At 46.9% G+C, this 22,678-nt stretch carries 20 protein-coding genes; 13 read left to right on the top strand and 7 right to left on the bottom strand.

Translation table 11 applies throughout. The annotated features are described in order from the left end of the window. Positions 1–78: 78 nt before the first annotated feature. The 4 genes from B2U56_RS01825 to B2U56_RS01810 form a co-directional block, all read right to left on the bottom strand. On the bottom strand, positions 79–792 hold the full coding sequence (locus B2U56_RS01825) for a hypothetical protein (protein WP_286951897.1): 714 nt from the start codon (positions 790–792) through the stop codon (positions 79–81). Next, complete coding sequence (locus B2U56_RS01820) at positions 782–1,669, bottom strand: ImmA/IrrE family metallo-endopeptidase (RefSeq protein ID WP_273312766.1); 888 nt, start codon at positions 1,667–1,669, stop codon at positions 782–784. The genes B2U56_RS01825 and B2U56_RS01820 overlap by 11 nt, the downstream gene beginning before the upstream one ends. Continuing rightward, positions 1,647–2,012 (bottom strand): helix-turn-helix transcriptional regulator, encoded by a 366-nt coding sequence (locus tag B2U56_RS01815; protein WP_273312769.1) that lies wholly within the window; start codon positions 2,010–2,012, stop codon positions 1,647–1,649. The genes B2U56_RS01820 and B2U56_RS01815 overlap by 23 nt, the downstream gene beginning before the upstream one ends. Before the next feature lie 139 nt (positions 2,013–2,151). After that, on the bottom strand, positions 2,152–3,144 hold the full coding sequence (locus B2U56_RS01810; protein WP_273015198.1) for a DUF128 domain-containing protein: 993 nt from the start codon (positions 3,142–3,144) through the stop codon (positions 2,152–2,154). A 257-nt stretch (positions 3,145–3,401) separates the two neighbouring features. On the opposite strand from B2U56_RS01810, the gene B2U56_RS01805 reads away from it, so the two are divergent. The 13 genes from B2U56_RS01805 (at position 3,402) to B2U56_RS01745 (ending at position 19,398) form a co-directional block, all read left to right on the top strand. Next, positions 3,402–4,787 (top strand): acyclic terpene utilization AtuA family protein, encoded by a 1,386-nt coding sequence (locus B2U56_RS01805; RefSeq protein ID WP_286951894.1) that lies wholly within the window; start codon positions 3,402–3,404, stop codon positions 4,785–4,787. Between the two features lie 2 nt (positions 4,788–4,789). Beyond that, positions 4,790–6,190 (top strand): MmgE/PrpD family protein, encoded by a 1,401-nt coding sequence (locus B2U56_RS01800; RefSeq protein ID WP_013049086.1) that lies wholly within the window; start codon positions 4,790–4,792, stop codon positions 6,188–6,190. Then, on the top strand, positions 6,187–6,513 hold the full coding sequence (locus B2U56_RS01795) for a DUF4387 domain-containing protein (RefSeq protein ID WP_013049085.1): 327 nt from the start codon (positions 6,187–6,189) through the stop codon (positions 6,511–6,513). The genes B2U56_RS01800 and B2U56_RS01795 overlap by 4 nt, the downstream gene beginning before the upstream one ends. Continuing rightward, the gene (locus B2U56_RS01790) at positions 6,506–7,876 is read left to right on the top strand and encodes an MmgE/PrpD family protein (protein WP_013049084.1); all 1,371 of its coding nucleotides are present in this window, start codon (positions 6,506–6,508) and stop codon (positions 7,874–7,876) included. Before B2U56_RS01795 ends, B2U56_RS01790 begins: the two co-directional genes overlap by 8 nt. Before the next feature lie 64 nt (positions 7,877–7,940). Then, entirely contained in the window at positions 7,941–9,326 is a 1,386-nt protein-coding gene (locus B2U56_RS01785; RefSeq protein ID WP_286951890.1) for an MmgE/PrpD family protein, read from the top strand. A gap of 2 nt (positions 9,327–9,328) precedes the next feature. Continuing rightward, positions 9,329–10,606, top strand: a complete 1,278-nt coding sequence (locus B2U56_RS01780; RefSeq protein ID WP_273015201.1) for a 3-isopropylmalate dehydratase large subunit — start codon at positions 9,329–9,331, stop codon at positions 10,604–10,606. Further along, on the top strand, positions 10,603–11,106 hold the full coding sequence (locus B2U56_RS01775) for a 3-isopropylmalate dehydratase small subunit (protein ID WP_286951888.1): 504 nt from the start codon (positions 10,603–10,605) through the stop codon (positions 11,104–11,106). Before B2U56_RS01780 ends, B2U56_RS01775 begins: the two co-directional genes overlap by 4 nt. Before the next feature lie 177 nt (positions 11,107–11,283). Next, the gene (locus B2U56_RS01770; protein WP_286951886.1) at positions 11,284–12,303 is read left to right on the top strand and encodes a TAXI family TRAP transporter solute-binding subunit; all 1,020 of its coding nucleotides are present in this window, start codon (positions 11,284–11,286) and stop codon (positions 12,301–12,303) included. Positions 12,304–12,397: 94 nt separating this feature from the next. Continuing rightward, a complete protein-coding gene (locus tag B2U56_RS01765) occupies positions 12,398–14,332 on the top strand; it encodes a TRAP transporter permease (protein ID WP_286951884.1) in 1,935 nt (644 codons plus the stop codon). Further along, positions 14,307–15,200 (top strand): isocitrate lyase/PEP mutase family protein, encoded by an 894-nt coding sequence (locus B2U56_RS01760; protein ID WP_286951882.1) that lies wholly within the window; start codon positions 14,307–14,309, stop codon positions 15,198–15,200. The genes B2U56_RS01765 and B2U56_RS01760 overlap by 26 nt, the downstream gene beginning before the upstream one ends. Before the next feature lie 144 nt (positions 15,201–15,344). Further along, the gene (locus B2U56_RS01755) at positions 15,345–16,727 is read left to right on the top strand and encodes a carcinine hydrolase/isopenicillin-N N-acyltransferase family protein (protein WP_286951880.1); all 1,383 of its coding nucleotides are present in this window, start codon (positions 15,345–15,347) and stop codon (positions 16,725–16,727) included. A 250-nt stretch (positions 16,728–16,977) separates the two neighbouring features. After that, positions 16,978–18,588 carry a gamma-glutamyltransferase family protein gene (locus B2U56_RS01750; protein ID WP_286951981.1) on the top strand — a complete coding sequence of 537 codons (1,611 nt, stop codon included), beginning with the start codon at positions 16,978–16,980 and terminating at the stop codon, positions 18,586–18,588. A 165-nt stretch (positions 18,589–18,753) separates the two neighbouring features. Next, positions 18,754–19,398 (top strand): YczE/YyaS/YitT family protein, encoded by a 645-nt coding sequence (locus B2U56_RS01745; RefSeq protein WP_286951878.1) that lies wholly within the window; start codon positions 18,754–18,756, stop codon positions 19,396–19,398. Positions 19,399–19,536: 138 nt separating this feature from the next. Here the strand turns inward: B2U56_RS01745 and ortB are convergent, their stop codons facing one another. The 3 genes from ortB to B2U56_RS01730 are packed head-to-tail and all read right to left on the bottom strand — an operon-like array spanning position 19,537 to position 22,614. Next, complete coding sequence (ortB, locus tag B2U56_RS01740; protein WP_286951876.1) at positions 19,537–20,937, bottom strand: 2-amino-4-oxopentanoate thiolase subunit OrtB; 1,401 nt, start codon at positions 20,935–20,937, stop codon at positions 19,537–19,539. Then, on the bottom strand, positions 20,934–21,251 hold the full coding sequence (ortA, locus tag B2U56_RS01735; RefSeq protein WP_013049071.1) for a 2-amino-4-oxopentanoate thiolase subunit OrtA: 318 nt from the start codon (positions 21,249–21,251) through the stop codon (positions 20,934–20,936). The genes ortB and ortA overlap by 4 nt, the downstream gene beginning before the upstream one ends. 7 nt (positions 21,252–21,258) lie before the next feature. Beyond that, on the bottom strand, positions 21,259–22,614 hold the full coding sequence (locus B2U56_RS01730; RefSeq protein ID WP_286951873.1) for an aspartate aminotransferase family protein: 1,356 nt from the start codon (positions 22,612–22,614) through the stop codon (positions 21,259–21,261). Positions 22,615–22,678 lie beyond the last annotated feature (64 nt).

Genomic DNA, 22,678 nt, shown 5'->3' with positions numbered 1-22,678 from the left:
CTCAAAAGAGGTTTCAAGACTCTCTTGTGGGGGCATTCGTGGGGCATTCGTGCATACTTTTAATACAATTGCACATTTTCAAGACCTGGCACCGTAGAGGGTGGCACCGTAGAGGGCTTCCATCGCATCGGTGAACTGTCCCCATTGCGGGTTCATATCTTTCTCTTTTGACGTTAAATAATATTGGTACTTATACAGCATTTTCAATGATTTGTTGTCGCCAAATCCTGTCTTATAGAGATAGAAAAGAAGTTCGTACATTTTAATTGCATGTACATTGTCTAGTCCTGTAGACCATTTCTCAGCCTTTTCAATGAGCTGGATTGCAATGGAATCATGGGCTGCGAAATAAAGAAGCCCCTTTACGGCGATGTATGCAAGGGATTTAACTTCACCTCGGTCTTCTTTATTGTTAATTAGCGGCGAATACTTTGTCAGGGGAGAGATCTTTTCTTCAATAGTGTCTCTAATTACCTTTTCTTCAGCTGTTAACGTGGAATCTTTGTGAATAACTAGGCGGGGAGGAATGTTGCTTATCATGGCTTGAACATAAACTTGAACGGGTGGCGATATTAATTCATCGTAAACAGCTTCGTGAATGGCCAATTTGGGAAAGGCTGTGAATATTGGGTTAAGCCACGTTTCTCGAAATTGAGGGAAGTCGAATCCTCTTTTAGTGTGTCGGCTTCTATTGGGTGGGATAAGGAAATTAGCGTCAAGAGTGATAATTTGTTCAGAATTTTTAGAAATGCTGATAAGAGCATGGTTGCGAGAAGTTAGATCAACCTTCATCGTTGCTCTTTCTGTTGAAAAAGGCATTAAATTCATCAATGTCTTCTTGAGAAACGCCGGATTCATACCCGAAATCGTCTGGTTTTTTGCCAAATAGTAGTAGAGTATCAATAAATGTGTCTTCGTTAATGATGTCGTCTTCAAAGTTTCGAATGATGACTTCGATCTCTTTAGGGGAGGTTCCAATCCGATTCGTTGGAGTGTTGAGCTTCAGGAAAACATCTTCGTTAATAGCCCTCCCCATACGTCCATACTCTCCCTCCAGATCTCTTTCGTCAATGGAGTAGAGGGTTTCGTATTGTTTGTCAGAAATTGCGCCGATTTCTTTTAACCTTTTGACTAATGAATGATATGGAAGCCACCACGTACACTGCAATCTGGCGATAAAGCGCATTAATGTTTTGCTTTGGACCTTTAGGAGCGAGGATGTTTTGAATTCTCTAAGAATAATGCTTTCCAATATATTTTTGGGTAGCAGAAATTCCGCCGCGAACCGGTTGGCCTGAGCTTCTATTGCATCATTATTTTCGTTGTCCAATCGGCTAATATGAGGCGTACCAGTTTTTGTATAGAAATGATAGAGCTCATGCGCTGTTGCAAAGATTTGCTTATCAAAAAAATCAGCGGTATTTAGTCCAATAAAAACAAGTTTCTGGCCGCCTTCCTCTGAATACATGAGGGCGGCAGAGAAAGCAGGTTTGTTGTTCTCTGATTCAATAGGGTATTCCAACAAAATAATGTTCATATTATCGAGAATCATAAAAATATCATTTGCGATTGGTGTTTCCCCTACGAAGCCTAATGCCAGGCGTTTCTCGCTAGCTAGTTTCCGTATTTTCTCGATCTGGAATTCGTCAAGAACGACGAAGTTGTTCATTTTCGAATTTGCTCCTTAGCAAGACTTGCTGTCTGAGAGACAGTATCATAGAGAAGAGCTTATCGACGCCTTTTTTCTCATTTCCACTTAAGGTTTCGCTACGTAGCGCAATAAATGAGTTTGTTTGCTGCTTTTCAACAAACATGTCGGTAATTTCAAAGTCCAGCACTCTCGCTAAAGCTTCAAACTGGGTAATGGAAGGAATAAAACTTTTGTGTTCTATGCGACTGATCATCACTCGGTTTATTCCAGTGAGGCTGCTAAGCTCATTTTGTGTAAAACCCTTTTCTTCACGTTTTGTTTTTAGTGTCTCTGCAAGTTTAGTTGTTGATAACCTTTTCACCTTAGAGCCTCCTTTCGATACTTCGTATCCATTTTCATTCCAAATGATACTAAAAATAACATTTCGAGTCAAATGTGGCTTGAATAGTTTTGTTAAAAGGGGATAGCGTAATTTTAAATAACATTAATGAGTGGTGCCACTACAGGCTGTTGATGTCGGTCATTTGTTCTACGTCGTAGAGGCTGCTGGCGATGGAAAGGTTGGTGGCGATTCCTTTTTCAATAAGGGGAGAGAAGAGGTTGGCGCCGCCGTATATGACCATGTAGCCTTTGTTGCGGTCTTTTGAGCTGATGCGATATGAGGGGGGAATGAGCCCGCCATGGAAAATGAGACCTGAAAAGATAGATGGATCAAGGTGCGCCAGGGCTTCTTGAAGTTCTTTGTATAAGAATGATGGAAAGGTCTTGATGGCAGCGGTAACAAGCCCCTCCCCGGTTTCTGCCAGACGGCAGACAGATGTGTATCGCCCTCGAATGAGGATTTCTCCAGGGCTGAGGGTTGTTCCTGTATGAGATATGATCTCTGTAAATCCCCGGGGAGTGAAGTTTTTGAGGCTGTAAAGACCTGTTGCCGAGGTTTCCACATAGATTCCTTTCTTCTGAAGAGCCACATCGTAATTCCTGGATGATACGCAGACAAGACCTACATACTTGTCAGGAAGGTCGCACTTCCACAGCTTTTCCGGTTCTTTTGAAATGCCGAGGAGAGACGATACCCATACGTTTGTAAAAGCAGCCTTTTTAAGTTCTTGCAAGGCGATTGATAGCTTGTTCTTTTCTAGAAGGAGGCAGTTGGCGACGATGAAGCCCTTCTTTTTTTCCCCATTGAAAGAGTAAAAAGAAGAAAGTTTTTCAGTTTCGAAGGATGGAGTGCCAACGCGGTCGAAAACGAAGAGCATTTTTGCTTCGCTGATTCCTTTTTCGGTAAGGTAAGCCCCTCTGTTTCCCTTTCTCTTCACAAGGTTCTCAGATTCCATGTTTGAAAGATGATACCGTACCGTTCTGGAGTCGAGGTCGAATCCTCGCTCTCCGAGCTGGCTGCGTATATGGCTTGATGACTGAATGCCATCAGAGAAGTAGAGGATGCGTAGAATCTCTATAACTGTGGCCGCATATTTTTCATTGGCAAACATGAGTGAAACTCCTTTGCTGGTTTTGCTACTATTATACGTAAAATTTTGCATTTTAAAGCCCTCTCTATTTTCGGAAGTTGCTATCCGATGAAATAAATTAAAAATTTTCTTTTTTGCGCCGTGTTTGCGCCAAACACCCCTATTTTAGCCTTTTTATAGCTATTAAACCCGCACTATTTGAAGTTGACAAAAGAGTCTGAGTATATTAACCTATAGCCAAACGGAAGTCAATTTCCGAAAATAGAGGAGGGAATGTTGTGGAAAAATGTTCGCTTCTCGTGTCTACCGGCAACTTGGGCGATAACATTATCGAAGAAGAATCCTTTTACGAAGGTGTGAAGCATCATATCGACTGTTTCGCAGCCGATGCGGGAACAGCCGATGCCGGCCCCACCTTTTTAGGAGCCAACAAGCCCCACAACCCAATTGAATGGGAAAGACACGACCTTGAAGTAATGCTTGTGGAGTCAAGAAAAAAGAATGTTCCCATGATTGTTGGATCATGCAGCACCACTGGAACAGACAGAACTGTGGATTTGTACGCCGACCTTATTCGCGATATAGCAAAAGAACATCGCCTCGCCCCCTTCAAAATGGCTCTTATCTATTCTCAAGTGGACAAAAATGAACTGTTAAAACGCGTAGAAAACGGAGACACTGAACCTCTTGAAGCAGATTTTCCCCTTACGAAAGAAGTAATTGAGCAGACGACGAATGTAACTGCCAGTATGGGTATTGAGCAGTTTGTTTATGCCCTTGAGCAGGGAGCGGATGTAATTATGGCCGGCCGGGCCTGTGACGATGCCGTTTTGGCAGCTTATCCCATCTTTAAGGGTTTTGACAGGGGGATCAGCCTTCATATGGGGAAAGCGGCGGAATGCGCCTCCCTTGTCTGTTGGCCCCAGATGGTGAAAGAGTCGATTATTGCCACTGTCCATCCAGACCATTTTACAATCGAGCCCATGCATCCGAAACAGCAGGCAACGCCACACAGCCTTGCGGCCCACTCTATGTACGAGCGAACGAATCCCTTCGTTCAGGGGTTGCCCGGCGGAATTCTCGATATGCATGAGAGCGTTTATGAGTCTGTTACCGACCGTATCGCCAAAGTATCGGGAAGCAAGTTTGTTTCTTCTCCCGACGGAAGCTATAAGGTGAAACTGGAAGGGGCCGGCGAAGCGGGGCACCGTGTCTATCACTTTGTTGGAATCCGCGACCCCAGGGCCATCGATAATATCGACATGATTCTTGAAGACACGAGAAAGAAAGTGTCTCACATTATTGGGCCTTCCCGGGACAAAGACTATGATCTCTATTTCCACGTATATGGCCGAAACGCCGTTATGAGAGAGTATGAGCCCGTTATAAAAACCCAGGCCCATGAGCTGGGAGTTTTTATAGAAGTGGTTTCTCAAGATCTGGATCTTGCCACCACTGTGGCAAAGTGCGCCAAGTTCCGTTTCTTCTATATGAGCTACCCTGGCCAGATGAACTCATCGGGCGGCTCTGTGGCCCTTCTTACCGACGAACCCCTTTATCCTCAGAACAAGTGTTATCGGTGGACCATCGATCATCTGCTGACCCTCAAAGATCCACTGGACAGCAAAATCTTTAAATATCATTTTGAGACGGTAGGGGGTTAGTAATGACTCAAACACTTGATGTAAATGCCACCTATCTTTCAAAATTAAGCCGATTCTATGGCGATAGGGGGGCTTCCCCCATACCGGAAGCAGTTCTTGATAAGGCTCGCCGCGTTCTAGTGGATTTTCTTTCGGAAGTAGCGGCCGGACACAAAACAGGAGAGTTTCCTGCCCTCTGCGCAGAGTACCTCATTTCCCTTGGCGGGGCTCCGGAATCCACCATCCTTTGTCATGGAAGCAAGGTTCCTGCTATTAATGGAGCGTTGGCCCTGGGAGCTCTGGGGCATTCCATAGAGCTTGATGACGGCCATCGGTGGGGAACATGCCACCCTGCAGTGGCTATTATTCCGGCTGCCCTTGTGATGGCAGAACGGGAAGGATCTGACTTTACCAGCCTTCTTCGGGCCATTGTGGTGGGGTACGATGTAATGCTTCGGGCGGCGAGAGCCATTAACCCTTCCCATCTGAAGTGGGGATTTCATTCTACAGGTACATGCGGATCCCTTGGCGCTGCCGCTGCCTGCGCCAGCCTTAAGAATTTCGGCCCTGAATCTTTTGCCTACGCTGTTGCACTTGGAGGGCTGCAAAGCGCCGGACTTCAGGAGATGCTTCACGACCATCCGGGAATCAAGCCACTTCAGCCGGGCAAGGCCGCCATGGCGGGAGTATTGGCAGCAGACCTCGTTGATCGGGGAGCGAAAGGGCCCAGGTCTCTTTTCGAGGGAGAGCACGGTTGGTTAAAGGCCATGTGCCGCAACGAATTTTCTGAAGAAGCCCTCATGGGAGAGCTGGGAGATCGGTGGGAGATTATGTACACCTATACCAAGCTTTATCCTACCTGCCGCCACTGCCACGCTGCCATCGACCTGGCCAAAGAGGGGAAACAGGCTCTTGGCCTCACCCTTGACGATATTGAATCCATCCACGTAAAGACCTATGCCCTGGGGATTGCGGAAGTGGGACGGATCTTTACCCCCGCTACCTTTGAAGAAGCCATGTTCAGTCTTCCATTCTCCGTGTCTATTGCCCTTGAGCGGGGCCATGTGACTCTGCGGGATTATGACGAAAAAACTCTGAAGAACGAGAAACTTCGCCAAACCGCCCTGAAAATGAACCTCGAAGAAGATGAAGCCATGAACCGCATCTATCCAGAGGAGCGGGGAGCCTGGATGAGAATTGAGCTCAAGGACGGACGTTCTTTTGAAAAGCATATTCCCGTAGCCAAGGGAGAGCCTGAAAATCCAGTGAACGATCAGGATCTTTTAGAGAAACTTCAGGGCATGGTGAATGTGTATTACCCGGCAGAATTTTTAGCGGGCTTGTGGGATCTGTGTGTGGAAAGACCCATAGACTCAGTCGCCTATGGGGAAATAGTTGACCATTTCGGGAGGTTCCACTCATGAAAACAAAAAATATATGTGATTTAGCCAGAACGGTTCGCAGCAAGAATGCGGGGAGCTTTATGATTACCCTCGAGATTATCTTCAGTGACCGTTCAATCTATGAAAAAGTGAAACAAAGCGGTGTCGTTACTCAAGAAGCCATTGCCCGGGCCTACGATGTGCCAACAGAAAAAGTGCTTGATTTTATGTTCTTCGATCCCGGGATGGGTATTAAGGCCAATATTCGGCGGTCGATAGCCAGCGGAGGCCCTTCAGAAACAGACGTGTACGGGTGCCAGCAGTATGCCCCACTCTTCTCTCTGGAGGTTCCCTGGGATGAGTGACAAAACCTTTTCGAGGAAGCTGGCGGAATTTGCCGCTGATACATCCTTTTCAAGCCTGCCTGAAGCTATTGTTCATCAGGCACGACGGTGTCTTCTCGATACTGTGGGTGTGATCATTGCTGGCTCAGCCATGGCAGATTCGGCTCAGGCCATTCAGGGTTTTGTCAAAAAATGCGCCCCTGCCGGCAAGGCATCGGTGATCGGAACACTCCTTAAGACTGATAGCGCTCATGCCGCTCTTGCCAATGGAGTAGCGGCCCATGCCCTGGAGCTCGATGACGGGTCAAAGTATGCGACCTACCATCCCGGGGCTTCTATGATTCCAGCTGCATTGGCTCTTGCGGAAGAGCGGGGAGCCACTGTGGAGGATGTACTTCTTGCCATTGCGTTGGGGTATGAAGTTTCTCTTCGAATTGGCACCTCGGTTAACCCCTCCCACTATCTTAAGGGCTTTCACCCCACGGGAACGGTGGGAACCTTTGGCACCACAGTGGTGAGTGCCAGCCTGCTGGGGCTGAATGCGGACGAGCTTGTTTCGGCCATTGGCATTGTTGGCAGTCTGGCCTCAGGTATTAACCAGTACGAAATCGACGGCTCTTTTGTGAAACACCTTCACCCGGGCAATGCGGCGCGAAACGGCATGTTTGCCGCCCTTCTCGCTCAAAATGGCTTTACGGGGCCAGAAGAAATTCTTGAAGGCCGTCTGGGCTTCGCCCACTGTTTTTCAGATACCTTCAATCCTTCCATTCTTGAAAAAGACCTTGGCGAGAAGTGGGAATTCCAGAAAATATACTTCAAACCTTACTGTTCATGCCGGTATGTTCATTACGCTGTTGAGGCTGTGGAAAATATTTTAAGGGGGCACCCCATGACGATGGATGACATTCAATCCATTCGGGTGCTGACCCACAAAAATGCCAAACAGGGTTCAGATATTCCCGACTACCAGACAGTGCTTCACGCCAGACTGAGCCTTCAGTACGGCATGGGTTCCATGATCGTGCGGGGAAGAGCCGGTCTCCAGGAATACACGGAAGAGAGTATTAAAGACGAGAGGGTTAAAAAGATAGCTTCTCTTATAGAAATAGAGGCAGATCCCGAGATTCAGAAGACCTATCCTGAAATACGAACCACCATTGTAGAAATAACCGATACCGACGGGCAGATTTTTGCGTCAAGGGTGGATTATGCCAAGGGAGATCCCCTTAACCCCATGTCTGATGAAGATCTGATGGATAAGTTCAGGGATGTGACCCAGACTGTTCTGACGGCTGGGCGTCAGAAAAAAGTTATGGACTGGATAATGGATGAAGGCACTTTAACGAATCCGATTCAAGAACTGACCGACATGCTTCTATGGTAATGGCAGTACGATCACGTGCAGCATCTGAAATAAGATCAGGTGAATTATAAGGAGGAGAAGCAAGATGGCAGACAGAATTAATGAAGGTCTTTCTCGATTTATCGCACAGCTCAAATATGAAGATATCCCCGTTGAGGTCACAACCCATTTGAAGAACATTCTGCTGGATTCCTATGGATGCGGTCTCTTTGGTTCCACCACTCCATGGATGAAGATCTATAAAGACGTACTTTTGAAAATGTCTGACAGGCAGGAAGCCTCTGTTTGGGGTACGAATGTTAAGACATCGGTTACATCGGCCATGATGCTCAACGGTTCTGCCATCAATTCCTTTGAGCTTGACGATACCCACACCGACGGTATCATCCACGTCTCCACAGGTGTTCTTGGCTGCATTACAGCCTTTGCCGAAACCCTTGGCACTGTTTCGGGAAAAGATTTTCTCACCGCCGCGGTTCTGGCCTTTGAAGTGGCCTGCCGGGTAGCGGCTCCCATTGGTATGGAGCTGGCCCATCAGGGTTTTAACAATACGGGTACGTGCTGCCCCTTCGGTTCTGCCGCAGGGGTGGGGAAGATGCTGGGGCTGAGCAAAGATCAGATGATCCACGCCATGGGCATTACCGGAAACTGGTCGAGCGGATTGCAGGCTGTACAGTTCGCTTCCATGGCCAAGCGAATAGTTCCCTCCAAGTCTTCTGAAGGGGCCATTATTGGATGTCTGCTGGCTAAAGAGGGCTTTACCGGCATCGAGGATGTTTTTGAGAATAAATTCGGCGGGTTCTACAACTGCTTTACAGACGATATCTATAACGTAGAGCGCACAGCTGGAGAACTGGGAGAGCGGTGGGAACTCCTTGGCATAGGCCTGAAGTTCTACTCCACTTGCCGAAGCAAACATTCCACCATCGATACGCTGCGGAGATTCAGACAAGAGCACCCTGAGATCAATCCCGACGACGTGAAAAAGATCAGGGTTGGAACCACTTCCATTACACATAAATATTCGGTGAACGCTGACGCCATTACCAGTGTTGTAGCGGCCCAGCTGAGCCACCCCTATGTATGCGCCGTGACCATGCTTGAAGGAAACGCCTTTGTGGATCAGTTTAACGAAGAAAAGATCCGCGATCAGAGGATTCTCGAGTACGCCAAAAAAGTCGAGGTATATCCCGACGAAGAAATTGAGAATCTGCCAAGAAACCTTCGTTATACAGTGAAGGTCCAGATCGAACTCAACGACGGCCGTGTCTTCAATCTGAGAACAGAATATCCCAAGGGACACCCGCTGAATCCCTTTACAGAAGAAGAGCTTCTTTGGAAATTCGATTCTCTGGCGGGGAAGGTCTTTGATTGCGCAGACCGGCGGAAGAAGATTGTTGACGCTGTGATGCATCTTGAAGATCTTGATAACGTGAAAGTTCTGACAAATCTTCTTAGAAAAGAGGCGTAAGTATGGGGCGGGGGAAGACCATTGTTGAAAAAATAATATCATCTCACTGTGGTCAGGATGTGCGGGCCGGAGATATTGCTGTGGTCAATGTAGATCTTGCCATGGCCCACGACAGCACGGCTTCCCTGGCGATTCAGGCTTTCCGCGAATATGGGGAACCTCACATTTGGGATGCTTCCCGTCTGGTGTTTGTGCTTGATCACGCCGTTCCCTGCCCTAATGAGCAGGCGAGCCGCCTTCACTCCCTCATGCGGGACTTCGCCAAGGAACAGAATGTGCGTCTTTTCGAGGTTGGGGAAGGGGTTTGCCACCAGCTTCTTGTGGAAAAGGGACTCGTGGTTCCCTCAGAGATCGTGCTGGGATGCGATTCACACACCTGTACCTATGGAGCCATGAACGCTCTCTCTTTTGGAATTGGTTCCACTGACATGAGCGGAGTGATGCTCACAGGACAGCTTTGGCTGAAGGTGCCGGAGACGCTGAAGATAGTTTACAGTGGAGCCATGGGCAAAGGAGTGACCGCGAAAGACGTAATGCTCTACACCATTGGCAGACTGGGATTTGATGGGGCCGATTACCTGGCCATCAGCTTTACAGGAAAAACTATTGCCGATATGGAGATCTGTGATCGTATGACCATGTGCAATATGGCCATTGAGTGCGGGGCGAAAGCCGGAATTATGGAGTGTGACGAAAAAACGTCCGCCTATCTGACTGGCAGAACCCATAAAAGCTACACCCCTATTTTTGACGATGCAGACGCTGTTTACCACAATGTGATGGAAATAGACGTTAATGCCATTGGGCCGCAAGTCGCCTGTCCCCACGCCGTTGACAACGTTCATCCAGTGGAGGATGTGGCGGGGAGAGAGGTGCAGCAGGTATTTATCGGAACATGCACCAATGGAAGACTTGAAGATTTACGAGCAGCTGCGGCTATTTTGCGAAAGGGAAGGGTGAACCCCAACTGTCGCCTGATCATAGGGCCGGCATCGCGGCAAATCTTTCTCGAGGCGGTTAAAGAAGGTCTTGTGGAAACATTCCTTAAAGCGGGAGCTACTCTTATCCCTCCAGGCTGCGGTCCCTGTCCCGGAACCCATTTAGGAGTGCCTGGAGATGGCGAAACGGTGCTTTCTACGGCCAATAGGAACTTCAAGGGGCGGATGGGGAACAATAAAGCCTCTGTCTATCTGGCTTCACCTGTAACCTGTGCTGCTTCGGCCTTAAAGGGATGCATTACTGATCCCCGAGAGTTTCTTGAAATGGGGGATGTACGATGATTCAGGGACAGGCCCATATCTTTGGCGACAATATAAATACCGACTACATCATCGCCGGTAAATACACCAAAACCCTCGATCATACCGTTTGGGTGGAACACCTTTTCGAAGACATTTCACCCGGGTTCAGCAAGAAGATACAGCCTGGGGATTTTGTTGTGGCCGGTCGAAATTTCGGGTGCGGTTCCTCAAGAGAGCAGGCGCCTGTAGCATTGAAATATGCTGGAGTAGGGGGTGTTTTAGCGAAATCCTTTGCACGCATATTCTTTAGAAACGCCATAAATCTTGGGGTTCCTGTTATAGTATGTAATACTGACGATATCCACGACCTCGATCAATTGCGCATTGATCTCTCTACTCAAAGAATCTTCAATCTCACTACAAACCAGATAATTCCTATGGAACCGCTTCCTGATGTAATGATCCGAATTCTTTCCGCGGGGGGGCTAACCCCTTACTTAAAACAGCATAAGTCTTTTGACATATCGGGTCGCCGCTGATGGCACGGCCGCTATTGATGATTATGCTACCATGAAGGAGAAGGAGGGACGCTTATAAGGAAGGCAAAAGACGAAGTACAGTGCAGGAAGGCTGAAAAAGCTTGGGTGCTTGAGGCTTTTCCGTGGTTTTCCATGGAACAGAGATGATTTTTAAAAGGGAAAAAAGGGGGAAACACAATGCAGAAAAGTAGAAAGAAGTTGCTTCTTGGGTGTCTGCTAGTGCTCTTCTCTTTCGTCGTTGCAGGAGCAGGCTATGGCCAAACGAGTTTGAATATGGGCAGTACGTCCTCTTCTTCCGGTGTCTATGCATGGTGCGTAGCCGCCGCCAACGTGGTCAACAAAGCGAATGTTGGGCTTAATGTGACTGTTGTGGAAAGTGGAGCCGGTATTGATAACCTGAAGAAAGTTCGCGATGGTGTTTTTGACTTTGCTATGTGCATCGACTTGCCGTCAACCCTTCAGCTCTATGAAGGAACAGGGGCTTTTGAAGGGGAAAAACCCTATCAAGATGTCCGTTGGCTGTTTTTGAGAAACGTATTTGCCGACCGTCTCTATGTTAGGAAAGATGCCAATGTTACCACCTTTAAAGATCTTGCTGGAAAACGGTTCTGCCCGGGCATTCCAGGTTCTGCTTCAGCTTCTTACGTTATGGAGTACAACGACATTACAGGGGCCAATATCAACCTTATGCCCATGGCCTATGGGGATGCCGTCAATGCTCTTAAAGAAGGGCGCATCGTGGGGGTTCAGAAATCGAGCGGTTTGACCTCTATGGATGCCTCCCTCATAGAAGTGAATATTACAACCCCGCTAGTGGTCATTGGTTACTCAGAAGATGACATAAAGAAAATACGGGAAAAAATTCCTAGCATGAGCTTCCTTGAAACTCAAAAAGGTTCTATCAGCCAGCTTCCAGATGTGGGCCCAATTTGGGAAGAGTGCCCTATCGCTGGAGCAGTGGCCAGCACCAGAATGTCAGAAGAAGTGGCTTATAACATCGTTAAAGCCTATGTGGAAGGGTTTGAAGAAGTTGCAGCGGCCTATGGGGCCGTAAAGGGATGGGATCCTGTTGCAGATTACTTTAAATACGCAACAAAAGATGCCTTTGTTCCTGCCCACCCAGGTCTTATTCGTTACGCCAAAGAAAAGGGCATAGAGGTTCCAGAGTTTTTCCTTCCACCGGAATACAAGAAATAGACTTTATGAGAGCGGGAAACAGAAGGTATAAACGCCTCGCTGTTTCCCGCACCCTCGTCGGCAGCGCATGAGTTAAAAGAGGGGGGAAGAAAGGGTGAATGTGCGAAATTTTTTAAATAAACATATGAATCACTTTTTATTCTGGAGCGGTATCGTCTTTTCTCTAACCCAGCTGATTGTACCCATGTTTTTTCAGAATTTGCTCGACATTCAGGTGCGAGCTCTTCATGTGACTCTGGGCGTATCTATAGCTTTGCTCTGTTTCCCATTTCGTCAAAGGGAAGGTCAAGAACATGAGCGTTCTTTCATATGGGATGTTTTTCTGATTGCTGTCATTGTTCTCGCCTGTTTTAATGTTGTGGTAAAGGCCCTTGATATTTACATGAAGCCTGGAGGAGCCACATCGCTGGATTTGCTTCTGGGAACTGCTCTTCTGATCATTGTATTAGAGGCGGCTCGTCGCACCGTTGGAGCGGCCATACCCATACTCGTTGCAATGCTTTTTGTCTATATCTATGTGGCGCCCTATTTAGGGGGGCTCTGGAAAATTCGGGGTTTATCTTTTAATTTTATTATGAATTCCGTGTATTATTCTCCCCTTGGATTGTTTGGCAGTGTGACGGGGATGTCGGCGACCTTTATTGCCATGTTCATCATATTTGGGTCTCTTCTGTCTGCTACGGGCGGGGGCAAGACCTTTATAGATCTGGCCCTGGCTCTGACAGGCCGCTTTGTTGGAGGCCCTGCCAAAGCAGCTGTTATTTCAAGTGCTCTTTTTGGCAGCATCTCTGGAAGTTCTGTAGCCAATGTGATGGTGACGGGAAGCTACACCATACCTCTCATGAAACGTCTTGGGTATAAACCAGAATTTGCCGGAGCTGTGGAAGCCATTGCCTCGACCGGGGGGGGAATTACGCCCCCCATCATGAGTATCACTGCTTTCATGATGGCGGAATTCTTAAATATTTCCTATATGAACATCATCGGATATGCCTTGCTGCCTTGTCTATTGTTTTATACAGGGGTGTTTAGCGGCGTCCATTTTCAGACAAAACGAAGAGGGCTTTCTGCGGTTCCAGAAGATGAAATTCCAAAATGGAAGGATATATTAACCTTTGAACGGATGGCGGGCCTTGTTATTCCCACTGTTGTTCTTCTTTATCTCATTGGAACGGGCCAGCCTTTGCTGAAAGCGGGTTTTTATGCCTGTGTTTCTTCCATTATCGTTTTGGTTTTAAGTGATTTGCTGAAGAAAAAAATCAATGAAACCCCCCGTAAGATTCTTGATGCCTTAAGCGAGGCCGGGGCAGATGTGGCGCGGATTGCTCCCATCCTTATCTCGGTGAGTGTGCTTGTAAACCTCATAGGAATCACGGGTATTGCCCCTAAAATAAGCGGGTTGATTTTGCAGCATGGCGGTTCCAATATTTTTATCGCTCTTCTTGTGGCCACTATTGTTCCCTTCCTTTTGGGAACCTCTCTTCCTGTTGTCCCTACGTACGTTCTTTCTGTTTCCATCCTTGTGCCGCCTTTGATGAAAATAGGAATTGACCCGGTTGCGGCCCATCTTTTCTTTATCTATTGGGCCATTCTTGGAGGGGTTACACCTCCTACCTGCACGGCAGCAGTGGCGGCGGCAAGTATTTCGAAGGGGAACTGGGTCAAAACTGGCCTGAATGCGGTGAAGCTTGGGGCTGTGGCCTTTATTCTGCCCTATTTCTTTGCTCTCAACCCCTCACTGGTGGGGAGAGGCCCTGTTAGTTCTATTGTGATCCATGGTTTAACAGCATTTGTAGGGGCCATTGCCATTGCGTACGGGTTCTTTGGCTTCGGCAAAGGCGCAATGGCTGTATTGAGCAGAGTTCTCTTTTTTGTGAGTGGTATATTGCTGCTGTTCCCTGACTTCAAACTTTCAGCAGCGGGTATGGTCGGCGTGGCTGTAGCCTTTGTATGGAACAAGCAAATCTTAAAACAAGAATGTTCTGGTCTCAATGGAGGGGTAAGTGTTGAAAAAAACAACGAAGCTTAAAAATATGATCCTTGAACGGCGGGCCCTAGTGTGCCCGGGAGCTCACGATGCGATTTCTGCCAAGCTTATTGAAAGAGCGGGTTTTGAAGCCCTTCAGGTCAGCGGGTTTGGGTTGTCGGCTACCTATTTAGGATTGCCGGACATGGCTTTCATCGGGTTCAGTGATGTCGTTCATTTTACAAAAAATATAGTTGATTCTGTTGGAATTCCTGTCATGGCCGATGCTGATACTGGATATGGAAATAGCATCAATGCCATGCATGTCACGAGGGAATTCATCAAAGCAGGCGCCGCTGGAATGAATATCGAAGATCAGGTGTTCCCTAAACGGTGCGGCCATCTCGAGGGGAAGCAGATCATTCCTATAGAGGAAATGGTCATGAAAATCAAGGCATGCAAGGCTGTGAAGGATGAAATTGATCCTGATTTTGTCATCAATGCTCGCACCGATGCCATTGCGGTTCACGGAATAGAAGAGGCTATAAAACGAGGAAACGCATACGCCGAGGCTGGAGCAGACCTGATCTTCGTAGAGGCTCCACGGTCAATAGACCAGATAGAACAGGCTGTTAAAGAGATCAATGCGCCAGTGAGCATCAATCTCATGGATGCCGTTGTTGGGGGGAAAACGCCTCTCGTTCCCATCGAAAAGCTTAAAGAACTTGGCGTGGGAAGAATAAGCATTCCTGTTGGCCCTCTTTTTGCGGCTGTGAAAGGCATGGTCAATTACCTCAATGAGATACAGGGAGGCAAGCTCGCTGAGGGCAGAACAGACCTCGTTGCGGCATTCTCAGAGTTTAAAGACCTTGTAGGTTTCGAACAGTTCCGCGACCTGGAAAAACAGTATCTCCCCAAATTCATCGAATAAAAAATGGTGCCAGGTCTTGAATTTGTGCAAGTTGTGTAAAATGCATACTATATGTTGAAGTAAGAATATGGTGGGGTCGCTCCATGGTTGGAAAAAAGAAGGAGAGAAACACCTCCTTCTTTTTTATTAAAAGGAGGCATTAAAATGAAGCGTTTAATAGTGTTAATAATGGCTATAACGGTTCTTTTAAGTACTTCTGCTTTTGCTGCAGCCCCTTCAGAAGAAGTTATGTTTTTGCAAGGATCAGCAGTTGAAGTGGGGACAATGTGGGGAGAAGTCAACCGCGAATCTATTTTAAAGGCATACAATACATTTATGTCACGAGCTGAGGGTAAAGAAGATGCGTTAAGGAGATTCGCAAAGCTTTCAATAGACCTTTCCAAAAAGATTAATTGTTCTTATTGGATCGACGAGCTTAACGCTATTGCTGATACGGTTGGAATAGACCGGGAACTTTACATCGCTTTCACTTTTGGAAGATATCGTGATTTAGCCCTTCTTTACGAAGGTGTGGGATGCACCTCGTTTGCAGTTGCTCCTCCAGCAACAAAGGATGGGCAGATAATCTTCCATAAAACGAGGGAAACCGCGGTGGATCTTCAATCTGCCTATCTTAAAAAGATAACAGAGGTGCCCTCGGGTGATAAAAAACCTTATAAGTTTTTCGGAGAAATGGGCACAGCAGACACAGGCGTATCCTTTTTTGTCAACGAGAAAGGCCTCGCAGGAGGCGCAGATGTTCCTGCCCAATGGCAGCATAAGGAATGTTATGTTGGTTCTTACGAGGGAGAGCTACCCTACGTTGATCCTCCTAAATATGATGGGTTTATGAATCATTATATCCCCCGTTATATTGCTGAACACTGTAAAAATGTCGACGAAGCAAAAGAAGTTCTCCATTCTTTTGCTGAAAAGGGATACATTGCCAGCGGAAAGTTAGGAACAAATTATTTGTTTGTCGATGCAAAAGGGAAGATTCTTCAAATAGCGGATAATTGCTATAAGATTATCGAAGAAAGAGAAAACCCGCCCCTTTTAAATGCCGGGGATGAATATGAGGGTATATATTTTACCGTTTCCAGAAGAAATGATTATGGTTCTCCGGAAGATGCCCTTGTTTCTAACTATGGTGAGATAACAATAGAACTAGTTAATTCTCCCAAGGTTTCAAAACACTCTGCCTTGTGGAATTTTGCCCGTGCACAGTCCAGCGCCACAATTTTGATTGACCCTGAAAACCCAGAAACTTTGACAACTATTTTTGTAACATTGCCAGCATATGGTTATTCTATTCCTTTCCTGATGGGGGCAAGCGCTACACCTAAAGCCCTTGTTGATGGAACGGTTTACGAGACTCAAAGAGGGAGCTTTAAATATAGTGAGTTCTACGAGGCCGGGGTCAATGATGAATGGAGAAAATTTATTTATACCATGAGGGAAAAAGTTAAAAAGGGAGAAGATGTAACAAAAGAGATGAATGATAATTTCCTTCAAATGGTCAACTTGGTGCTCTCCATGAACCAATAATGGTGCCAGGTCTTGAATTTGTGCAAGTTGTATTAAATGTATGCAATAAATAGAAATAAGAAAGGGCTTTTACGGCGAATATAAACACAGAGAGGGCGGGGAAATGGTTTCCCGCCCTCGTTACGTACTCACTAAAGAGGAAGAAAACGAATTTATTCCAGCAAGTATGATGGATAAAAACCTACCCCAGGCCATGGGTTTCTACCGAGTGGAGAAAGGTTTGCCCAGGCACTATAATGAACTTGAGGTGATGACTGTGAATTTTGATCCTTACCACTATGGGTACCCTTCACGAAGAAATGTTGTATATGGTTCTAGGGGGATGGTAGCTACATCCCATCCTTTAGCGGCTCAGGCGGGACTTGAAATATTAAAAAAAGGTGGGAATGCCATAGATGCCGCAATTGCTGCAGCGGCAGCTTTGACTGTAGTGGAACCCACAAGCAATGGTCTTGGCAGCGATAATTTCGCCATTATATGGAAAGACGGGAAACTGCATGGGATTAATGGCAGTGGACGGGCTCCTATGTCCTTCGATCTTGACAAATTTCGGGGCAGAGGATGGGAGAAGGTCCCTGAACAGGGGTGGCCATCGGCAACGGTTCCAGCAGCACCTAAAACGTGGGCTGTCCTGGCCGAAACAATGGGAAATCTGCCTCTTACAGAAACCCTTGCGCCAGCCATTTCTTATGCTCGTGACGGCCATGCAGTGGGGGTGACTGTGGCTCATAACTGGCGCTTGGCCTTTGAAAAGTACAGCCATATTTTGAAGGGTCGGGAATTCGAAGTCTGGTTTAATACCTTTTGTCCGGAAGGCCGTTCCCCCAGAGCTGGAGAATTGTGGCGATGTCTTGATCAGGCCTATACACTTGAGCTTATAGCGAAAACGAATGCAGAGTCTTTTTATGCCGGAGAGATAGCAGAAAAGATCATAGCTTTTTCCAACAGAACGGGTGGGTTTTACAGTCAGGAAGATTTTGAACAGCACAATCCTGAGTGGGTGGACCCCATAAGCGTAAATTACAAAGGGTACGATATATGGGAGATTCCTCCAAATGGGCAGGGGATTATTGTACTTATGGCTCTCAACATGTTAAAGGGATTCAATTTCACCTTTCGCAATGCCGAAACCTTCCATGCACAGATAGAAGCGATCAAGCTGGCATTTGCCGATGCCCATAGATATGTGGCGGACCAGCGCTTTAGCCAAGTGCCCGTGGCTGAAATGCTTTCTGATAACTATGGTGATGTCCGGCGGGCATGCATCAAAGAAAGAGCCTGCTTGCCTAAAGCGGGGGAACCAGAGGCAAGCGGCACAGTTTATCTGAGTGCTGCTGACGGTGAGGGGAATATGGTGTCTTTTATACAGAGCAATTACGCAGGGTTTGGTTCAGCTGTTGTAATACCTGAAACCGGCATAGCTTTGAATAATAGGGCAAAAGGATTCTCTCTTGACCCTAATCACCCTAACGTTCTAGCGCCTGGGAAACGTCCTTACCATACGATTATTCCTGGCTTTATAACGAAAGATGGCGAGCCAGTGGGGCCATTCGGAGTAATGGGAGGATATATGCAGCCTCAGGGGCATGTGCAGGTGATTATGAATATGGTGGACTTTGCAATGAACCCTCAGGAAGCGATCGATGCTCCGCGGTGGCAGTGGGTGGGAGATATGAATGTTTCTGTGGAACCAGGCTTTCCTATAGCCGAAGCCCAGGCACTGGCACGTATGGGCCATCATATGGGGGCCGCACTAGACTCAAACGAATTTGGCCGTGGGCAAATGATCTTGAGAACATCGGATGGAACGTTAGTCGGGGCTACGGAACCTCGTGCGGATGGTTCTATCGCAGCCTGGTAATGGTGCCAGGTCTTGACTGCATGTATTGACTGTGGCCGTTTCTATGAACTGTGTATTTTCAATAGTTGCTCCGCAAATTTTTGGAAACAACTATCTTTATATACAAAAGTACGCTATCATTCAAGCTTGTGGTTTATATTTTCTTGAATAAAGGGAGTTTCCAAGATGAACAACTTCTTAAAAAGGATAACAAACTTATTATTTGGCCTATTCTTATTTGCTCTGGGAGTCGTTATTACCATGAAAGCAAATCTTGGGTTCGCCCCATGGGATGTTTTTCATCAGGGGATAGCAAAGACCGTGGGCATGTCTATAGGCAATGTATCTATTTTGATGGGGCTGGTCATTTGTATCCTTGTTTTTCTTATGGGAGAAAAGATAGGGCTGGGAACGTTGCTCAATATGTTGCTAGTGGGATTTTTTATTGATCGAATTCTGGAGTTGAACATATTACCAGAAATGGGCGATTTTATATCAGGTGTTGCTATGATGATAGCAGGTCTTTTTACCATTGCTTTTGCTTCTTATTTTTATATCGGCTCTGGTTTTGGAGCAGGACCGAGAGATAGCCTTATGGTGGCTGTTGAAAGGAAAACTGGTTTGGCCGTAGGTGTTTCCAGGGGCATTGTAGAAGGAACAGCAGTGCTAATAGGCTGTCTTTTAGGCGGACCAGTAGGTTTTGGAACCGTGCTGGCGGCCTTTGGGGTTGGTTTTTGTGTTCAGATAGTTTTTTCTGTTCTTAAGTTCGATGTAACCCGAGTAAAGCACGAGACTCTTCGTGCCACGCTTGAAAGTTTAAAGTCTCAATAAATGGTGCCAGGTCTTGAAATTGTGCATGTGTGAAAAGAAACACAACAAAAGAGGAGGGATTATTTTCCCTCCTCTTTTTTCTGATCAAATTGTATTCGCTACGTACAATTGCACAATTTCAAGACCTGACACCAATTGTTATAGGATGCTGCGGATGTAGTCCTCTGTGGTTTTTGTGTCCTCTGCCATGAATTTTATATCATTGTTGGTAAGCTGATCTTTGGTTATGTTGTTCATTTTGAGAACGTTTTTGCAATAGGACCGTCTCAGGTCATCAAGGCTTATGTCACGAGCTTTTACCTGGCCTGGATTTTCCGGGATTATAATGTTTTTGCCAGGGATCTGCTCTTCTGGGTTTCCTCTTCGGACTTCGATGCCCAGCTGTTCTCGAGCAAAAGAGAGCTGTGCTGTAACATGTTTCCCTGCCCCTGTGTACTCCGTTTCCTGAATAACGACAACCTGGTCCCTGTCCATTTCCTGGGCAAGAGCAAAGGCCGCTGTGAGGGAGGTATTGCCCGCAGGCCCTCGTTCCAGCCCTTCAAGCTGGGCAAGGGCTTCGGTCATATAGAAGACTTCCCCCTGGCTTACGAGGACGTAACGATCCGTATACCGCAAGCTCCTTGCTGCGTTGCGGGGGACGTCTGTTCTGTCGGGCCACGTTGAGAAGGGCATTCCAAATCCCGTATGCCCTGTGGTAAAGGATTTTCGGTTGAAGGCTTTGTCGCTGGCCATATGTAACCCTGTGATATCCACGCTGGCTGCTACGATCTGGGTATTGGAACAGCCGGCTTTGATAAGGCCTCTTGCAGTACCTGTCAGGTTTCCGCCTCCTGCGTTTGTTATAACAACAGCGTCAGGATCTCTGCCGCATTTTTGCCTGATCTGAGTTGCTATTTCATCTCCCAGTGTTTCTATTCCGGCAATTGCGAAGGGGGAATAGAGGGAGGCACTGCAGTACCCTGTTTCGTCCAAGAGTCTCAAAAACTCGATAAAGAGCTCCGGTCCTACCGTCAACTGAACCACTTCTGCCCCAAAGGCTTCGCTGATGCGGCCTTTTTCCAGAATTTCAGGTTGCCCCACATGTCTGCTATCGAAGAGTTCTTGGACGATGATAGCTTTCAGATTTCTCATGTTTGCCTGGGAAGCTACAGCCGCTCCGTAGTTTCCGCTTGAAGCGGCGATGACACCGGCGTATCCCTTTTGCTGGGCATAATAGCATGACATGGCAGCCCTTCTCGCTTTAAAGCTTCCTGAAGGATTTGTCGCTTCGTCTTTAAGGAAAATGCGAGCGCCTTTTCCTGGTCCAGCGAGGGCCCTGGCTGCGGCGGTAAGGTTCCGCAGTTCAAGCATGGGGGTGTTTCCTATGTTGGTTTCGGCCTGTATGGCACGGATTTCTTCAAGGGTGTACCCTGTCTTGCCCATCATTCCTTCGTAGTCGAAAGCGATGCCCGGCAGTTCAAACTCCGAGTAATCAATGCCTAACGCTTTTTTTAGAATTTCGTTTTTTCGGTTGGCTACAGCGTCAAATACGGGGTTCATGCTTGTTCACCTGCCTTGGAGATAAGGGCATGAAACTCTTTGCCAACAGATAGGAGTTCAGGAATCTGACGGCCAAAGGTGTGTATGTAGGGAGGATTTTGAGCCACCAGAGTTCCCTGTACTTTTCTGTCGGTCACGGTTGTTATTGTGACGGAACTTCCAATAGAAGCGTCATGGTCCAAATACCCTTTTACCCAGAGCTCCAGGGGAACCTGTTTTGTATCTTCAGGAACATTATCTGCCCGTTCTGACGGCTGAAGAACGATATAGTGGATTTGAACCCAGCTTCCTTTTTTGATTATTTCTTCTGCCATGATATATCTACCAGCCTTTCACAGTTTCCAATACACTGTCAGGAATTGCTCCCGCTTCGTACTCTTCAAAGGCTTCTTCTATTTTGGCAAGAGCCGTGTCGATCTGCTGTTTTGAAATGACAAGTGGAGGCTGTATTCTCAATACGGAACCGCTGAAGAAAGAGAGAAGAAGTCCCTTTTGCCATGCTTGATAGCAGACCTTGGCTGCCGCTTCGGTGTTTCTTTCTTTAGTGGTTCTGTCTTTTACAAGATCAACGCCTATGGAGAGGCCAATGCCTCTCACATCTCCGATGAATTCAAACCGTTTTTGCATTTCTTTGAAGCGGGAAAGGGTGTAGGCACCAATTTCTGTGGCGTTTTCTCTTAATTTTTCTTCTTTAATGACATCGATTGTAGCAGAGGCAGCAGCGCAACATACAGGATTTCCTGCGGCGGTGAAGAGATGGGCAGGAGCCTCCCACTGTTCCATTAATTCTGCTTTTGCCACCACGCCGCCAAGAGGCATGCCAGAAGCTATGGCCTTACCCATGACAATGGCATCGGGTATAACGTCGAAGTTTTCTATGCCGAACCATTTGCCTGTACGGCCGAAGCCTTGTTGCACTTCTTCAGAAATCAGAAGTATTCCGTATGTGTCACAGAGTTCCCGTAAAGCTTTAACGTAACCTGTAGGGGGAACTATAAGTCCAGCGTCTCCCTGGATAGGCTCAAAAAATATTGCTGCAACTTCTTCTGCCGGTACGCATGTTGTGAAGAGTTCCTTTATTCTCTCTATGGAATAGGCAGTGACGTCTTCTTCACTCATCCCCGCAAATGGAGTCCTATAGGTGTCTGGGTAGGGGATATGGTGTATTTCCGGAAGTAGCGGGCCGAGTCCCCGCCGCATGGGCAGGCTGACGGCACTTAGAGAAATAGCCCCATAGGTGCTTCCATGATAGGCCCTGAGGAATGAAATGATCTTCTTTCTCTTTGTGGCGGTACGGGCCATTTTTATGGCACCGTCGTTTGCGTCGGATCCGCATAAGCCATAGAAGACTCTCTTCCTGTAATTTCCTGGTGTGATTTCAATAAGTTTTTGGGAAAGATCAATAAGAGGGCGGTGATACATATATACTGGCGTGTAAAGAATAAGCTGCTCTGTCTGTTTTTTTATGGCTTCAACGACTTTAGGGTGGCAGTGTCCAGTATTTATAGCGCCTGCGCTGGCAAGAAGGTCAATATACTGATTTCCGTCCACATCTGTAACTGTAGCTCCTTTTCCTTTATCGACAACCAGGGGGTAATAGGGAACTTTTGCTGCGGGAGAGGTCATTTGCTGATCAAGGTCAACGAGCTCTAAACACTTAGGAATATGCAAAGCCATAACATTCATCCCCTTTACATGATTTAAAGAGCTTTTCAGCAAAGGATCGCTGAAAAGCTCTTTA

This window comes from Aminobacterium sp. UBA4987, assembly GCF_002396985.1.
In the GTDB taxonomy this organism is placed as follows: domain Bacteria; phylum Synergistota; class Synergistia; order Synergistales; family Aminobacteriaceae; genus Aminobacterium; species Aminobacterium colombiense.
Note: the sequence above shows the minus strand (reverse complement) of the source record. Positions and strands in the feature narration are given on the sequence as shown.

Bases quoted from the DNA above. Each gene is read 5' to 3' on its own strand.
- B2U56_RS01800 (WP_013049086.1), top strand. From the start codon at position 4,790: ATGACTCAAACACTTGATGTAAATGCCACCTATCTTTCAAAATTAAGC.
- B2U56_RS01730 (WP_286951873.1), bottom strand. From the start codon at position 22,614: ATGGCTTTGCATATTCCTAAGTGTTTAGAGCTCGTTGACCTTGATCAG.
- B2U56_RS01745 (WP_286951878.1), top strand. From the start codon at position 18,754: ATGAACAACTTCTTAAAAAGGATAACAAACTTATTATTTGGCCTATTC.
- B2U56_RS01780 (WP_273015201.1), top strand. From the start codon at position 9,329: ATGGGGCGGGGGAAGACCATTGTTGAAAAAATAATATCATCTCACTGT.
- B2U56_RS01795 (WP_013049085.1), top strand. From the start codon at position 6,187: ATGAAAACAAAAAATATATGTGATTTAGCCAGAACGGTTCGCAGCAAG.
- B2U56_RS01770 (WP_286951886.1), top strand. From the start codon at position 11,284: ATGCAGAAAAGTAGAAAGAAGTTGCTTCTTGGGTGTCTGCTAGTGCTC.
- B2U56_RS01775 (WP_286951888.1), top strand. From the start codon at position 10,603: ATGATTCAGGGACAGGCCCATATCTTTGGCGACAATATAAATACCGAC.
- B2U56_RS01825 (WP_286951897.1), bottom strand. From the start codon at position 792: ATGAAGGTTGATCTAACTTCTCGCAACCATGCTCTTATCAGCATTTCT.
- ortB (WP_286951876.1), bottom strand. From the start codon at position 20,937: ATGAACCCCGTATTTGACGCTGTAGCCAACCGAAAAAACGAAATTCTA.
- B2U56_RS01790 (WP_013049084.1), top strand. From the start codon at position 6,506: ATGAGTGACAAAACCTTTTCGAGGAAGCTGGCGGAATTTGCCGCTGAT.
- B2U56_RS01810 (WP_273015198.1), bottom strand. From the start codon at position 3,144: ATGTTTGCCAATGAAAAATATGCGGCCACAGTTATAGAGATTCTACGC.
- B2U56_RS01785 (WP_286951890.1), top strand. From the start codon at position 7,941: ATGGCAGACAGAATTAATGAAGGTCTTTCTCGATTTATCGCACAGCTC.
- B2U56_RS01755 (WP_286951880.1), top strand. From the start codon at position 15,345: ATGAAGCGTTTAATAGTGTTAATAATGGCTATAACGGTTCTTTTAAGT.
- B2U56_RS01820 (WP_273312766.1), bottom strand. From the start codon at position 1,669: ATGAACAACTTCGTCGTTCTTGACGAATTCCAGATCGAGAAAATACGG.
- B2U56_RS01750 (WP_286951981.1), top strand. From the start codon at position 16,978: ATGACTGTGAATTTTGATCCTTACCACTATGGGTACCCTTCACGAAGA.
- ortA (WP_013049071.1), bottom strand. From the start codon at position 21,251: ATGGCAGAAGAAATAATCAAAAAAGGAAGCTGGGTTCAAATCCACTAT.